The sequence below is a fragment of the Dietzia sp. KRD202 genome, assembly GCF_017168155.1.
Taxonomy (GTDB): Bacteria; Actinomycetota; Actinomycetes; order Mycobacteriales; family Mycobacteriaceae; genus Dietzia; species Dietzia kunjamensis.
On sequence record NZ_JABFAN010000006.1, the window covers coordinates 41,935 to 55,648 of the forward strand.

The 13,714-nt window shown below is 71.5% G+C and carries 14 protein-coding genes; 7 read left to right on the forward strand and 7 right to left on the reverse strand.

Features of this window, described 5'->3' with window-relative positions; all coding sequences use genetic code 11:
• Positions 1-13 precede the first annotated feature (13 nt).
• The gene (locus J1M64_RS03230) at positions 14-1,237 is read right to left on the reverse strand and encodes a PP2C family protein-serine/threonine phosphatase (RefSeq protein ID WP_206472748.1); all 1,224 of its coding nucleotides are present in this window, start codon (positions 1,235-1,237) and stop codon (positions 14-16) included.
• Between the two features lie 8 nt (positions 1,238-1,245).
• Complete coding sequence (locus J1M64_RS03235) at positions 1,246-2,196, reverse strand: glycosyl hydrolase (RefSeq protein WP_206473197.1); 951 nt, start codon at positions 2,194-2,196, stop codon at positions 1,246-1,248.
• A gap of 117 nt (positions 2,197-2,313) precedes the next feature.
• Here J1M64_RS03235 and J1M64_RS03240 point away from each other — a divergent pair, with 117 nt between their 5' ends.
• On the forward strand, positions 2,314-3,093 hold the full coding sequence (locus J1M64_RS03240) for an SDR family oxidoreductase (protein WP_154829823.1): 780 nt from the start codon (positions 2,314-2,316) through the stop codon (positions 3,091-3,093).
• Between the two features lie 107 nt (positions 3,094-3,200).
• On the forward strand, positions 3,201-3,737 hold the full coding sequence (locus J1M64_RS03245; RefSeq protein WP_206472750.1) for a ferritin: 537 nt from the start codon (positions 3,201-3,203) through the stop codon (positions 3,735-3,737).
• Between the two features lie 214 nt (positions 3,738-3,951).
• Here the strand turns inward: J1M64_RS03245 and J1M64_RS03250 are convergent, their stop codons facing one another.
• The 4 genes from J1M64_RS03250 to J1M64_RS03265 form a co-directional block, all read right to left on the reverse strand.
• A complete protein-coding gene (locus tag J1M64_RS03250; protein ID WP_206472752.1) occupies positions 3,952-4,557 on the reverse strand; it encodes a dihydrofolate reductase family protein in 606 nt (201 codons plus the stop codon).
• A gap of 56 nt (positions 4,558-4,613) precedes the next feature.
• Positions 4,614-6,236, reverse strand: coding sequence for an ATP-binding cassette domain-containing protein (locus J1M64_RS03255; RefSeq protein ID WP_206472754.1), 1,623 nt, complete (start codon positions 6,234-6,236; stop codon positions 4,614-4,616).
• Positions 6,237-6,453: 217 nt separating this feature from the next.
• Complete coding sequence (gene yidC, locus J1M64_RS03260) at positions 6,454-7,590, reverse strand: membrane protein insertase YidC (RefSeq protein ID WP_206472756.1); 1,137 nt, start codon at positions 7,588-7,590, stop codon at positions 6,454-6,456.
• 134 nt (positions 7,591-7,724) lie between these two features.
• Positions 7,725-8,810: a UDP-N-acetylmuramate dehydrogenase gene (locus J1M64_RS03265; RefSeq protein WP_206473198.1), complete on the reverse strand. Its 1,086-nt coding sequence runs from the start codon at positions 8,808-8,810 to the stop codon at positions 7,725-7,727.
• Between the two features lie 135 nt (positions 8,811-8,945).
• Between J1M64_RS03265 and J1M64_RS03270 the strand changes: the two genes are divergently transcribed.
• The 4 genes from J1M64_RS03270 to J1M64_RS03285 are packed head-to-tail and all read left to right on the forward strand — an operon-like array spanning position 8,946 to position 12,014.
• Positions 8,946-9,446: a DUF2505 domain-containing protein gene (locus J1M64_RS03270; RefSeq protein WP_154829819.1), complete on the forward strand. Its 501-nt coding sequence runs from the start codon at positions 8,946-8,948 to the stop codon at positions 9,444-9,446.
• A gap of 57 nt (positions 9,447-9,503) precedes the next feature.
• Positions 9,504-10,418 carry a DUF2993 domain-containing protein gene (locus J1M64_RS03275; RefSeq protein WP_206472759.1) on the forward strand — a complete coding sequence of 305 codons (915 nt, stop codon included), beginning with the start codon at positions 9,504-9,506 and terminating at the stop codon, positions 10,416-10,418.
• On the forward strand, positions 10,415-11,005 hold the full coding sequence (locus tag J1M64_RS03280; protein WP_206472760.1) for a metallophosphoesterase: 591 nt from the start codon (positions 10,415-10,417) through the stop codon (positions 11,003-11,005). The genes J1M64_RS03275 and J1M64_RS03280 overlap by 4 nt, the downstream gene beginning before the upstream one ends.
• Positions 11,006-11,063: 58 nt before the next feature.
• On the forward strand, positions 11,064-12,014 hold the full coding sequence (locus J1M64_RS03285; protein WP_206472762.1) for an NADP-dependent oxidoreductase: 951 nt from the start codon (positions 11,064-11,066) through the stop codon (positions 12,012-12,014).
• A gap of 74 nt (positions 12,015-12,088) precedes the next feature.
• Here the strand turns inward: J1M64_RS03285 and deoC are convergent, their stop codons facing one another.
• On the reverse strand, positions 12,089-12,787 hold the full coding sequence (gene deoC / locus J1M64_RS03290) for a deoxyribose-phosphate aldolase (RefSeq protein ID WP_069390408.1): 699 nt from the start codon (positions 12,785-12,787) through the stop codon (positions 12,089-12,091).
• A gap of 53 nt (positions 12,788-12,840) precedes the next feature.
• Here deoC and purU point away from each other — a divergent pair, with 53 nt between their 5' ends.
• Positions 12,841-13,707, forward strand: coding sequence for a formyltetrahydrofolate deformylase (purU, locus tag J1M64_RS03295; protein WP_067717112.1), 867 nt, complete (start codon positions 12,841-12,843; stop codon positions 13,705-13,707).
• Positions 13,708-13,714 lie beyond the last annotated feature (7 nt).

Sequence of the window (13,714 nt, forward strand, 5' to 3'; positions counted from 1 at the left end):
GGGGACACCGCCCTCACGACTCCCCCCTCCGCACGGCCACCACGGTCACGTCGTCCAGAGGGGGCCGGCCCATCGCCAGCCCGCGGGACGCTTCGACCAGGTCCGCCGGGTCGGGATGGGCGGAGACGAACGTCTCCAGCGCCGTGCGGTCGCTGATCTCGTCGAGGAGGTCGAGCAAGCCGTCCGAACACACGACGAGCATGTCCCCCGGACCGAGGTGGGCGTGGGCCGTCTCCCGCTCGACGCCCGGGAGGATGCCGAACGGGATCCCGCCGTGGTCGAGGGACTCGATCGCGCCGCCCGCGCGGCGGATCATCGCCAGTCCGTGGCCGGCGTCGACGTAGCCGATCCGGCCGGTCGGCAGGTCGACCGAGGCGAAGAACGCGGTGACGAAGGTCTCCGTGTGTTCGAAGTCCTGCTCGAGGTGGTCGGCGGCCAGCCTCGCCACCGCGCCGGCGTCCGGCTCTCCGTCGGTCTCCCGCAGGAACCGCGCCGACCCGCGGATCGAGGCGCGGACGGCGGAGGCGACGATCGCGGCTCCCAGCCCCTTGCCCATGACGTCGGCAACGGTGACCGCCAGAAGGTCGCCACGCCTGTAGTGGTCATAGAAGTCACCGCCGACCGTGAACGCGGGCAGGCAGGTGGCGGCGACCTCGTAGCCTTGGAGATCCTCCAGCGGCCGCGGCAACAGCTGCCGCTGGATCTCCGCGGCCCTGTCGATGTCGTCCGAGCGCTCGAGTTCGCGCTGGGCCCACTCCGCCAGCTCGATGAACGTCTGGAACTCCTCCGCGTCGAGGTTGCGTGGGACGACGTCGTAGAGGCAGAACGTGCCCACCGGGTGGCCGGAGGGCCCGTACAGCGGGTACCCGGCGTAGAAGCGGATGCCCCCATCCCCGCCGATGCCGGGGATCTCCGCGAATTCCGGGTCCGCGGCGGCGTCCTCGATGACCAGCGCGGGCGAGTCGGGTTGCCGGTACGCGCGTGCGATGGTGGTGCGACACACCGTCTTCTCGCGGGGGATGACGGTCAGGTCAAGGCCGTCGACGGCCTTGATCCACTGGCTGTCGCGATCCATGAAGGACAGCGACGCGGCCGGCACCCCGAGGACCCGTCTGGCCATCCGGGTGACCTGATCGAAACGCCCCTCAGGAGGGGTATCGAGGAGCCCCAGCCGGTGGAGATCGCGCACCCTTTCGGCCTCGAGGTCGTCGGGGACACTCCACGGGTGCGGGGTCATCGGGCGTCTCATTCCCTTCTCAGCGCAGCGGCGAGGGCTGCGGCGGAACCGGGCGTGCTGCCCACCCTCCAATCCGCCTCCTTGTCATGATCGAACCAGATGAACGCCGACACTTCACGACGACCGTCAAGATAGCTGACCAGCTCACCGTTCCACGCCGCCTTGGACCCTCCGCTCTCGGCGCTCGCCACCTCGGTGATCACCACCGGCAGTCCGGGTGCCAGGCGACCCACCTCCTCGAGTGTGGAGCCGAAGATCTCCTCCGGCGACCGCCATCGACTCCACGGCTGTGACGTGCCCCAGTTGTATCCGTCCACGCCCACCACGTCCACGTACCCGTCCCCCGGGTAGAGCTCCCCGATCGGGCTGCTCCCCTCGTGCGGAACGTTGACCGCCCAGATCCACTTCACGTTGGTCGCCTGTTTGAGCCGGAACAGCTCGTGGACGTGCCGCCACGCCGCTACGTACACCTCGGGCGGGGTGCCGCCGGCGGGGCTCCACGGGTACCAGTCACCGTTGGGCTCGTGGGCGAACCGCAGATGAACGGTGCCACCCCAGGCACGCAGCTCGTCGGCCCAGCGGTAGAGCTGGTCGTCGTGGACTCCGTCGGCGATCTGCTCCAGGGTGATCGCCCGGGTGTCGTACCGGCCGTCACCGAGCGCGCGCCACGGCTCCCACGTCACCACCGGCTGCGCGCCCCGCGCTCGGACGGCGTTCAGCGCGCCGATCGGTGGCGGTGAGGTGAAGTCGACGAACCACATCTCCACCGCGGGGGCCCGCTCCACCGCCGCGGTGACCGCGCGTAGCTCCCCGATGGCATCGGGTCCGCCGGGAGTGCTCACCCCGAAGAGTGGACACGTCTGCCCCACCGATTCCAGATCGGTCTCACTCACCTCGCACCGCACCTCCTGGCCGCAGGACACGGTGAGCACCGCCGCCATCACCGGCACGAGCGCCATCCGCGTCAATCGCCTCACACGTCGAGCATCCCCGCCCCGGCGGGGCCCGTACACATTTCCGCCCCGGCGAGCGGATCACGTCGACCCCCGTCGGACCCGCCGCCTAGTCTCTAGGCCATGAGCATCGACCACTCCGCCGCCCGTGAGCGGCTCGCCGCCCTGCCCGCCGAGACCCGCGTCGCGGTGGTGACGGGGGCGTCGTCCGGGATCGGTGAGGCGTCCGCGCGCGAGCTGGCCGGCCTCGGCTTCCACGTGGTCGTCGGGGCGCGGCGGGTCGACCGGCTGGAGGCGCTCGCGGCGGACATCGGTGGCACCGCCCTGCCCCTGGACGTCACCGACGCCGACTCGTGCGAGGCGTTCTGCGCGGCCATCCCCCGGCTGAACGTGCTGGTCAACAATGCGGGCGGCGCCAAGGGCACGACCAGCGTGATGGACGCCGACGAGGACCAGTGGCGTTGGATGTGGGAGACCAACGTCATCGGCACGCTGCGCATGGTCCGCGGTCTCATGCCGGTGCTGGTCGACACGGGCGACGGACTGGTCATCACCATCACCTCGATCGCCGCCCTCGAGTCGTACGACAACGGCTCCGGCTACACCTCGGCCAAGCACGCGCAGGCGGTCCTGCACCGGACGCTGCGCGGGGAGCATCTGGGCCAGCCGGTGCGGTTCACCGAGATCGCGCCCGGCATGGTCGAGACCGAGTTCTCCCGCGTGAGGTTCGACGGCGACGACGACAAGGCGGCCGCCGTCTACCGTGGGCTCACCCCGATGGTGGCCGAGGATGTGGCGGAGATCGTCGGGTTCGTGGCGAGCCGGCCCTCGCACGTCAACCTGGACCAGATCGTGGTGAAGCCGCGGGACCAGCACTCCGCGATGCGCGCCCACCGGGGCTGACGGGCGGTAGGTGAGGCTGGCCATGGTGTACCCAGGTTAGGCTTACTGACCTGGCAGAACGCCGTTGGCGGCCATAGGCTGGCCCCCTACCGAAAGGGGCCTCCTCCATGGCCAGGAACAAGAACTCATTCGTCGAACTCCTCTCCGCTCAGGTCGGTCACGAGTTCGCCGCCAGTCAGCAGTACATCGCGATCGCCGTGTGGGCGGACGCGCAGGACCTACCGCAGCTGGCGTCGCGCTTCTACTCGCACAGCCTGGGTGAGCGGAACCACGCGATGATGATGGTCCAGTACATGCTCGACCGGGAGATCGCCGTGACGATCCCGGCCGTGCCCGCGCCGGAGGCCCAGTTCCGCGGTCCCGACGATGCGCTACGTGCGGCACTGGAGCAGGAGAAGCAGGTCACCCGGCAGATCGAGGCGATGTTCCAGGCTGCCCGCGCCGAGTCCGACCCGCTGGGCGAGCAGTTCATGCTGTGGTTCCTCCGCGAGCAGGTCGAGGAGGTCGCCAACATGAACACCCTGGTGACCATCGCCGAGCGCGCCGCCGACGACTGGTTCCGCATCGAGGAGTACCTGGCCCGCGAGAACGACTCCTCCACCAACACCGGCACCCCGCCCTCGGTCGCCGGCGGCGCGGTCTGACCCACGCCGGCTGCGCCGCCGGGCCACCGCGCCGCCGGGCCACCGCGCCGCCGCGCCCCCACGCCGTCGAGAAGACTGTTTCGCACGCATCCGCCGAGTAGAGGGTGCGCGGAACTGCCTTCTCGTTGGCGGCCCTGGGAGGCGAGGCGGCAGGGCGGCGGCAGGGCGGTGGCGGCGCGGTGGCGGGGAGGCAGCGGCGCGGCGGGCGTTGCGGTCAGCCGCGGGAGAACTCTACGTAGCTCACCCCGCTCACGAAGTCCCGACGCGTCCGACGGGTCAGTGCCAGCGGGAGCGCCCCGGCCGCCGCGCCCGACCCACCCGTCGCCCGCGCCACCAGCGAGATGCCCGCGCCGAGGACGACCGGATTGACCTTGAGGCGGAACTCGTCGATCTCGTCGACCACCTGCCCTGCCAGCATCCCGCCCCCGCACAGCCAGATGTGCAGCGGTGAGTCCTCGGCCTTGAGCCGGCGGACCAGCGTCACCGGGTCCTCGTCGGATGCGGTCAGCCCCTCCTCGGCGGGTAGCTCATCCGGCCGGTGGGTCACGACGTACTGGCGCAGGTGCGGGTACCCGCTGGACAGGCCCTCGTCCACGGCCACCTGATGGGTGGTGCGGCCCATGATCACCGTGTCGAACACCCGGTGTGGGGTCTGCATCAGCCCGAGCGGCTCGCGCAGGTGGCCGGGGATCGTCTCCGGGTAGTGCTCGATGATCCAGGGCATGTGGTCGCCCTCGACGAGAAAGTCGTCGAAGCCGCCGCCGGGGTCGGCGATGAAACCGTCGACGCTCACAGCCACGTAGTAGATGAGCTTGCGCATGGTGGGTCCTTTCTGCGGATGGGTGTGCGGTGTCGTCCACCCCGCCCGACGCGGGGTCAGCCGAGGATGATCACGTCGTCCACCCCCACCCGATCGCAGAAGCCGTCGTCGTGACTGACCAGCAGCAGCGCACCGCGCCACTGCGAGAGCGCGTCGGCGAGCACCTCTACACCGTCGAGGTCGAGGTTGTTGGTCGGCTCGTCCAGGACCAGCAACTGCGGGACCGGGCGGGCGAACAGCCGCGCCGCCAGCGCCGCACGGAGTCGCTCGCCGCCCGACAGGTCGCCGAGTCGGCGGAACCCGGCCCGGCCGGTGAACAGCAGCCGCGCCGCGTGGGCGTGGGCCTCCTCCGCCGACGCGGCGGGGCGGACGGCTCGGATCGCGTCGATGACCGACCACTCCGGATGCTCGACGCGCAGATCCTGCGGCAGCAGGGCAAACGGGACATGGACCACCTCGTCGTCGAACCCATCGTCATCGAACCCCTCGTCGACGCCGCCGGCGCGGTCCGGACCGCGAGCGCCGAGGAGGCGTCGCAGCAGCGTCGTCTTGCCGCTGCCGTTCGGCCCGGCCAGGCGCACGCGCGCGGGCCCCGCGAGATGGACCCGGCCCGCGACGGGGTCGGCGACATCCAGCACCACCCGGCCGGCCGGCAACCCGGGGTCGGGCAGCTCGACCCGCAGCTGCTCGTCGCGCCGGACCGCGGCATCGGCTGCGCGCATCCGCTCCCGCGCCTGCTCGACGCCGTGGTCGTGGACCGCCCGCAACCGGCCGGCCGATTCCTGCGCCGACGCGCGACGGGCGTTCATGAGGATCTTGGGCATTCCGCCCGCCGCCTGCACCCGCCGCCCCTGCGCGACCCGCCGGCTCGCCTTCTCGACCCCCTCGACCCTGTCCCGCCTCTCGGCGCGCAGGTCGTTCCGCGCCCCGGTCAGCGACTGCACCGCGGCGGCCTGCTCGGTCTCGATCACCTCGCGGTAGTGCGCATACGGCCCGCCGAACACCCGGCACCGGCCGGCCCGCAGCTCAACCGTCCTGCCGGCACGGTCCAACAGCTCGAGATCGTGGCTCACCACCAGGACCACGCGATCGCCGCCGCCGACGAACCCGCCGATCGCCGCGAACAGCCGCTCCCGCGCCCGCCCGTCGAGATTGTTGGTGGGTTCGTCCAGCAGGAGGACCCGCGGCCGCCCGAGCAGCCGACCCGCCACCGCGGCCAGAGTGCGCTCCCCGCCGGACAGCGCCACCACGGGCCGGTCCAACTCGGTCGGCAGGCCCAGGTCGTCGAGCAGCGCGATCGTGCGCTCGGCCACGGCCCAGTCATCGCCGGCGAGCCCGAAGTCGTCGTCGTCGCCCTCCCCCGCCTCGATCCGCGCCAACGCCGCCAGTCGCCCGCCCACGCCGAGCTCATCGGCGAGGGTCCGCCCCGCCGGGGCGTCGGCGAGCAGTTGCGGCAGGTATCCCACGGTGGGCGGGCCCGCCGGATCGCCGTCGACGGTGATCGACCCGCGCGTCGGCCGACGTTCGCCCGCGATGAGGCGGAGCAGGGTGCTCTTACCGGCACCGTTGCGGCCGACGAGGGAGGTCAGTCCGGGACCGACGGCGAGGTCGAGCCCGTCGAAGAGTGGGGTGTCGTCGGGAAACGCGTACGCGACGTCCGACAGGACGAGGGAAGACATGCGTGCTCCAGGAGAGGTGGCGTGGGGCCGGGACTCACCTGCGGTTCAGCACTGTCCTTCGATCTCCTCGTCCAGGTCTTCTCGGCTACGCCCCTCGCGGCCCCGGATCTCCCCGTGGTCGCGCCGTGCATCTGCCGACGTACCCGCTGACGCTACGCCGGGGTCGCTGCGGCGGCAAGAGTTCGCACTCTACGGGTGCCCGGGGCGGCGGCGAGGGTTACATGAACGCGCTGGGCGGCAGGCCCTCGCGGCTGCTCATGGGCAGTTCCTTCTCGAGCCGCTCCATGAAGAAGTGCGACTGCACCGCGGTCCAGATGTTGTTGGTGAGCCAGTACAGGCCGATCGCGATGGGGAAGTTGAAGAAGTACGCGCCCACGATCGGGAAGAACGGGAAGAGGTACATCATGATCTTCATCGACTGGTTCATCGACTCGGTCATGGACTCGGCCATCGACTGGAAGTCCTGCGGCTTGGCCGCCGCACCAGCGCCCGGACCGGCCGCGCCGGCAGCGCCCGCGGTGGCGGGAGCGCCCGGGGTTCCGGCCGCGCCATCGCGGCGGTCGGGCGCAGTGGAGCCGCTCTCCGACCCGGCGTCGGCGTCGGCCGCGGTGGCGGGCTTCTCCCCGTCGATCTCGACCACCTCGCCGTCGACGAACGGCCCGCCGGCGCGCTCCTCGGCCTCGACCTGCGCGACCGCCGCCTGCTCGGCCGCCTTGGCCGCCTTCTGCCGGCGGAAGGAGTTCCACATGTTGATGAACGTGGCGATACCGGCCAGCACGAACAGCGGCACGGCCAGCATGAGGATGTCCTCGCGCACGAGCCCCGGGTGCAGCGAGTCCATGACCTCCTGCGGCATCCGGATGTAGGACGCCAGCGGCACCCCGAAGATCTCGGCGTTGAGGAAGGAGGCGACCTGCTCGGGCTGGAACGCCCCGTTGGTCATGGTCGAGGCCTCCTCGATGGACTTGCCGGGAGGCGAGAAGTTGAGCAGCACGTAGTACAGCCCGAGGAAGACCGGGATCTGCACCAGCAGCGGCAAACAGCCGGCCGCGGGGTTGACGCCGGCACCGGAGTACAGCTCCTGCATCTCCTTTGCCTGCGCCTGACGGTCCTCCGGGGACTTGCGGTCCTTGTACTTGAGCTGCAGCTCCTTCATCTTGGGAGCGAGCTGCGCCATCTTGCGCATCGAGTACTGCTGCCGCCACATGGACCGCATGAGCAGCAGCCGCACGGTCACCACCAGCAGCAACACCGAGCCGACCCATGCGATGCCGGAGTCGGGGTCCACGACGAAGCTCAACGCCCAGTGCCAGAACTTCATGACGAGTGACACCGGATACGCGAACAGGTCCACGGGTTTCTCCAACGACGAGCGGCGCCGGATCGGGCGCACGGGGCGGGACAGACCACAAAGGTCGGACTCCAGCGTGCCAGGGTGGGCGGCGCAGGGGGGAATCAGGGTCGCGCGGCTGTGCCGGGCGGCCCGGGTCAGATGCGGCAGCCCACCCACACCGGCTCGGGGTGCAGCTCCACGCCGAACGCCTCGCGCACCCCGTCACGCACCTCGCGCGCCAACGCGATCACGTCGTCCGCGGTGGCCGAACCCCTGTTGGTCAGCGCCAGCGAGTGTTTGGTGGAGAGACGAGCGGGTGACGACGACGAGGGATGCCCCTTGGAGAAACCGGCCCGCTCGATGAGCCATCCCGCCGAGAGTTTGACGCCCCCGGGCGCGGAGAAGGCGGGCATCTGCTCAGACTGCGCGGTGCCGAGCCTAGCGGCCACCCGGGATCGCACCGTGGGGAGTTCGTCCTGGGGAATCACCGGGTTGGTGAAGAACGATCCCGCGGACCAGGTGTCGGAGTCGTCGTCGTCGAGCACCATCCCCTTGCCGCGGCGCAGGTCCAGCACCGTGCGCCGCACCACGGCCGGGTCGGTCCGGTCACCCGGGGCGACGCCCAGGCGGCCGGCGAGTTCGGCGTAGCGGATCGGTTCGCTGCGTCCGGCGGGGTCGAGGCGGAACTCCACCTCGAGGACCACGGCGCGGTCGGTGTTCTTGAGCACGGACGTCCGGTATTCGAGGCCGAGGGCGTCGGGGGTGACCCATTCGTCGACGCCGGTGGCGCGGTCGAACCAGCGCACGCGGTGCAGGATCTGGGCGACCTCCACCCCGTAGGCGCCGACGTTCTGCACGGGCGTCGCGCCCACCGATCCGGGGATGCCGGACAGACACTCGAGGCCGCCGTACCCGCGCCCGACCGTGTCGGCGACCAGATCGTCCCAGGTCAGGCCCGCGCCCGCGCGGACGACGAGCTGGTCCTCGGTCGGGCCGGCGAGGTAGTCGATCTCCCTGTTGCGCACCGCCACCGCCACCAGGTCGAGGTCGCCACCGGCCACCACCAGGTTCGAACCGCCCCCCAACACGAGCACCGGCACGTCCGCGGCGTCCAGGGCGCGGACCGCCGCGACGACCGCGTCCGGGGTCGCACACTCCAGCAGCGCGCGGGGGCGGCCGCCGATGCGCAGGGTGGTCAGGTCCGCGAGGCGGGCACCGGGCGCCACGTCGATGCCGCTGATGTGGGACAGCTGGGCGACGACCGGGTCGGCGGGGTGCGGATGGGTGCCCGCGGGGTGCGGCGCGGTGCCGGCGGGGTCGGGCGGCGACGGGTTCACACGACCGAGGGTAACCGGCGGCTTGTAGGGTCTGACCCCATGGCGACCCGCTTCTCCCACACGGCACGTATCGACACGCACGTCGAGAACGTGTTCACCTCCTACGGCGACGAGGCCTTCTGGCACGACCGCATCGCCGCCGTCGGCAGCCCCGAGGACACCCTCGACGACTTCTCCACCACCGGCGACACGATCACCGTGACCGTCACCCAGCACATCCCCGACTCCGACATCCCCGACCTCGCGCGCAAGGTCCTGCCCGGGCAGCTGGTGATCGTCCGGACCAGCACCTTCGGCGACTTCGACGGAGAGCGGTTCACCGGATCGGCCCGCGCCGAGGCCGCGGGCGGGCTCGGCATGATCGACGGCGGCGCCGAGGCCGTCCACCGGGACGGGGCGGCCCACGAATCCGTCTCCGGTCAGGTCAAGGTGTCGGTTCCGCTGCTCGGCGGCAAGCTCGAGAAGCTCGTCGTGGGGCACCTGGACCGACTGTTCGAGGCCGAGTACCAGCACCTGCGCCGCTGGACCGCCGCACGCTGACCTGCGGCGGGGACGTGGGCACTGCACGACCGGCCCGGATCGGTGACAATCGGACGAATGCAGCAGCCGCACGACACCCAGCGACTCCCCGCCTACGACCGGCCCGGCGTCCAGCACGCCGAGACGCAGCAATTCGCCGCAGCCTCCGGAACCGGCTCGCAGGGCCCCGGCGCCTCCGACACGGGTGGACCCTGGACGGCCGAGCGCGGCCCGGGCGGGCCCGGCTCGGGCGGATCCGGCGCTGACGGCGGGAGCCGGCGGGGACGCGGGCCGCTGATCGCGATCATCGCGGCGCTTCTCGCCGTGGGCCTCGTCGCGGCCCTGGTCGGTCTCGAGTTCGGCATGCGCAACGCCATCAAGAACCGCATGAGCGACGAGGTGACCGCCAGCCTGGGGTCGCCCGCCCAGGTCGAACTCGGTGCGCGCCCGGTGATCCTGTCCTACATCGACGGCAATCTCGGCTCCGTTCGCATCACCACCGACGGCTCGGCGGCCGACGGCGCGACCGGCCCGGCACCGCAGATCGACATCCGGGCCGACGGCGTGCGCACCGAAGGCGACCTGACCTACGTGGACTCGCTGACCGGGACCGCGTTCGTCTCCGAGCAGACCATGTCCGCCGCCGCCCAGTCCGAGGGCGCGGCCGGCGACACCCTGCTCGGCGGGCTGATCCAGGTCCAGGAGATCATCGCCGACCCCGCCGCCGGCACCCTGCGCGTCTCGATCAGCGGCCTGGCCGAGGCGGTCGTGACGCCGCGGCTCATCGGTGGCGACCTCGAGATGCAGCCGGAGCAGGCGTCGATCCTCGGCTTCCCGCTGCCCTCCGAGTTCCTCGGCGGGACCGTCTCGATGATGGACTCGGCGCTGGCCGAACTGCCGGAGGGTGTCCAGTTGACCGGCGTCCGGGTGGTGCCGGGCGGCATGACCGTCGACATCGCCGGGCAGGATGTCGTGCTCGAGGCGACCGAGTGACCCCTGCGCCTCACGCGGACGGCAGGGTCTCGAGCGGCAGGGTCTCGAACGGCAGGGTCACGGGCGGCAGTGACGCCGGCACCCGCCTGCTGCTCATCGCCGACACCCACGTCCCCACGCGGGCCCGCGACCTGCCCGAGCGGGTGTGGGACGAGGTCGACGCCGCGGACATCGTGATCCACGCGGGCGACTGGATGGACGTGGGGCTCCTCGACTCGTTGGAGGAACGCTCGGCTCGACTCATCGCCTGCTGGGGCAACAACGACGGTCCGGACCTGCGCGAGCGCCTGCCCGAGGTGGCACGCGAGACGATCGACGGCGTGCGTCTGGTGGTGACGCACGAGGCCGGCGCGTCCGCGGGCCGCGACACACGCATGGCCAAGGCCTACCCGGACACCGACGTCCTGGTGTTCGGGCATTCGCACATCCCGTGGGACACCACCGCGCCGAAGGCGTCCGGCCAGGGCGGCCTGCGACTGCTCAACCCGGGCTCCCCGACCGACCGGCGACGCCAACCGCACTGCACCTACATGACCGCGAGCATCGTCGGCGGCGCGCTGGGTGACGTCGAGCTGCACCGGCTCTGACGTCGCCCCGCCGCTCCGCGCCCGACCGGCGACCGCGGAATCTGCCTACCCTGGGTCCATGAGCAACGACACCACCATGCGCGCCGTGCACCAGGACACCCTCGGGGAGCCGGACGTCCTCGCCGTCGTCGACCTCCCCCGCCCCACCCCGCGCACCAACGAGGTCCTCATCCGGGTCGAGGCCGCCAGCGTCAACCCCACCGACTGGAAGCACCGTGAGAACGGCGGCTTCCTCGGTAAGCCCCCCTTTGTGCTCGGCTGGGACCTGTCCGGAGTGGTCGAGGAGGTGGGCATCGGCGTCGCGCGCTTCTCCCCCGGCGACGAGGTGTTCGGGATGCTCTCGTACCCGTTCGGGCACGGAGCCCACGCCGAGTACGTCGCCGCCCCCGCGGCCTGGTTCGCCCCCAAGCCCGCCTCCCTCGACCACGTGCAGGCCGCCGCCCTGCCGCTCGTGTCGCTGACCGCCTGGCAGGCGCTCGTCGAGTACGCCGACATCCAGCCGGGCCAGCGGGTGCTCATCCACGCCGCCGCCGGCGGGGTCGGGCACGTGGCCGTGCAGATCGCCAAGTCCCGCGGCGCGTACGTGATCGGCACCGCCAGCGCCGGTAAGCACGACTTCCTGCGCGAGCTCGGCGTCGACGAGGCGATCGACTACCACGACGTCGACATCGCGGAGGCGGTCAGCGACGTGGACGCCGTGCTCGACACGATCGGCGGTCAGACGTCCCTCGACTCCCTGCGGACGCTGCGTCCCGGCGGGATCGTGGTGTCGATCCTGCCCGTGGGGTCCGGCGACTTCTTCCGGGAGGCCGAGGAGCTGGGGGTGCGTGCGGTCCGGATGCTCGTGGATTCCTCGCGCCACGACCTGGTCTCGATCACCGAGCTCGTCGAGCAGGGGGAACTCCGGGCGACGATCGCCGAGGTCTTCCCGTTGGAGCAGGCCGCCGAGGCGCACCGTCGCGGCCAGACCGGTCGGACCGCCGGCAAGATGGTGCTGACCACGGGCTGATCCCGGGCGGTCGGCAGTCGGACGGTCAGCAGTCGGACGGTCGGCAGTCGGGCGACGGGCGACGGGCGACGCGGCTATTCGGGGAAGCCCTCCAGCACCGCGCGGGAGCCCGACAGCCCGAGGCGGGTCGCACCGGCGGCGATCATCGCGCGGGCGGTATCCGCGTCACGGATCCCGCCCGAGGCCTTGATGCCCAGCCGGCCGCCCACCGCCCGGTGCATGGCCTCGACCGCGCGCACGCTGGCGCCGCCGGCAGGGTGGAAACCGGTGGAGGTCTTGACGAAATCGGCCCCCGCCCGGGCGACGGCATGGCAGAGGGCCTCGATTCGTTCGTCGCCCGCCTCCTCGCCCAGCGCCTTGTGGATGGCCGCGGTCTCGAGGATCACCTTGATGACCACTGGCGGCGGCACGGCATCCCGCATGGCCAGCACATCGGCCATGACCTCGTCGACCAGTCCGGCGATGGCGGCGCCCACATCGATCACCATGTCCACCTCACGGGCCCCCTGGTCCACCGCGAGCCTGCCCTCCATCGCCTTGACCAGCGAGTGGTGCTTGCCGGAGGGGAAACCGGCCACCGTGGCGACGACGAGCTCCTCACCCCGCACCGGGAGCATGGCCGGGCTCACGCACACGGCCTTGACTCCCAACTCGCGGGCCTCGTCGACGCAGGCCCGGACGTCGTCGCGGGAGGCGTCGGGGGAGAGCAGGGTGTGGTCGATCATGGCGGCGACCCGGGCGCGGGTCAGCTCGTTCGTCGCAGTGGCGTCCATGCCGGCCAGCCTAGCGGGGGCGCCCGTCTTCCCTGCTGGCACAATGGGCACTCATGTCACGTCGCTTCGTCCTCACCCTGGGTTGCCCGGACCGCATCGGTATCGTCGCCCGGATCGCCACCTTCCTCGCCGAGCTGGGCGGGACGATCACGGAGGCGGCCTACCACGCGGACGAGGACTCGAACTGGTTCTTCACCCGCCAGTCCGTGAGCGCCGAGTCGATCGGCATGGAGATCGACGAACTGCGGCGCCGCTTCGAGCGGGTTGCAGCCGAACTGGGCCCGGAGACCGACTGGCACATCTCGGACTCCTCCGAGCCCAAGGACGTCGTCATCCTGGTCTCGAAGGAGGGGCACTGCCTCCACGACCTGCTGGGTCGGGTGGAGAGCGGTGACTACCCTGCGCGGGTCCGGGCCGTGATCGGCAACCACGAGAATCTGCGCGGCATGGCCGAGTCGCACGGTGCGCCCTTCCACCACGTGCCGTTCCCGGCCGACCCCGCCGAGCGAGGCCCGGCATTCGCGGAGGTCGCCGCGATCGTCGACGAGATCGACCCGCACGCGATCGTGCTGGCCCGCTTCATGCAGGTCCTGCCGGACGAGCTCTGCACGAAGTGGGCCGGGCGTGCCCTCAACATCCACCACAGCTTCCTGCCCAGCTTCGTGGGCGCCCGCCCCTACCACCAGGCGCATGTCCGCGGCGTGAAACTGATCGGGGCGACCTGCCACTACGTGACCGCCGACCTCGACGAGGGGCCGATCATCGAGCAGGACGTCATCCGCGTGGACCACACGGCGACGGTGAAGGACATGGTCCGGCAGGGGCGCGACGCCGAGAAGCTGGTCCTGGCCAAGGGTCTGCGCTGGCACCTCGAGGACCGGGTGCTGGTCCACGGCGGACGCACCGTCGTGTTCACCTAGGTCCGCT

Coding starts and splice junctions, on each gene's coding strand:
- deoC (WP_069390408.1), bottom strand. CDS start 12,787: ATGGACGCCACTGCGACGAACGAGCTGACCCGCGCCCGGGTCGCCGCC.
- J1M64_RS03250 (WP_206472752.1), bottom strand. CDS start 4,557: ATGCGCAAGCTCATCTACTACGTGGCTGTGAGCGTCGACGGTTTCATC.
- J1M64_RS03235 (WP_206473197.1), bottom strand. CDS start 2,196: ATGGCGCTCGTGCCGGTGATGGCGGCGGTGCTCACCGTGTCCTGCGGC.
- J1M64_RS03255 (WP_206472754.1), bottom strand. CDS start 6,236: ATGTCTTCCCTCGTCCTGTCGGACGTCGCGTACGCGTTTCCCGACGAC.
- J1M64_RS03230 (WP_206472748.1), bottom strand. CDS start 1,237: ATGACCCCGCACCCGTGGAGTGTCCCCGACGACCTCGAGGCCGAAAGG.
- J1M64_RS03270 (WP_154829819.1), top strand. CDS start 8,946: ATGGCGACCCGCTTCTCCCACACGGCACGTATCGACACGCACGTCGAG.
- J1M64_RS03275 (WP_206472759.1), top strand. CDS start 9,504: ATGCAGCAGCCGCACGACACCCAGCGACTCCCCGCCTACGACCGGCCC.
- purU (WP_067717112.1), top strand. CDS start 12,841: ATGTCACGTCGCTTCGTCCTCACCCTGGGTTGCCCGGACCGCATCGGT.
- J1M64_RS03285 (WP_206472762.1), top strand. CDS start 11,064: ATGAGCAACGACACCACCATGCGCGCCGTGCACCAGGACACCCTCGGG.
- J1M64_RS03245 (WP_206472750.1), top strand. CDS start 3,201: ATGGCCAGGAACAAGAACTCATTCGTCGAACTCCTCTCCGCTCAGGTC.
- J1M64_RS03240 (WP_154829823.1), top strand. CDS start 2,314: ATGAGCATCGACCACTCCGCCGCCCGTGAGCGGCTCGCCGCCCTGCCC.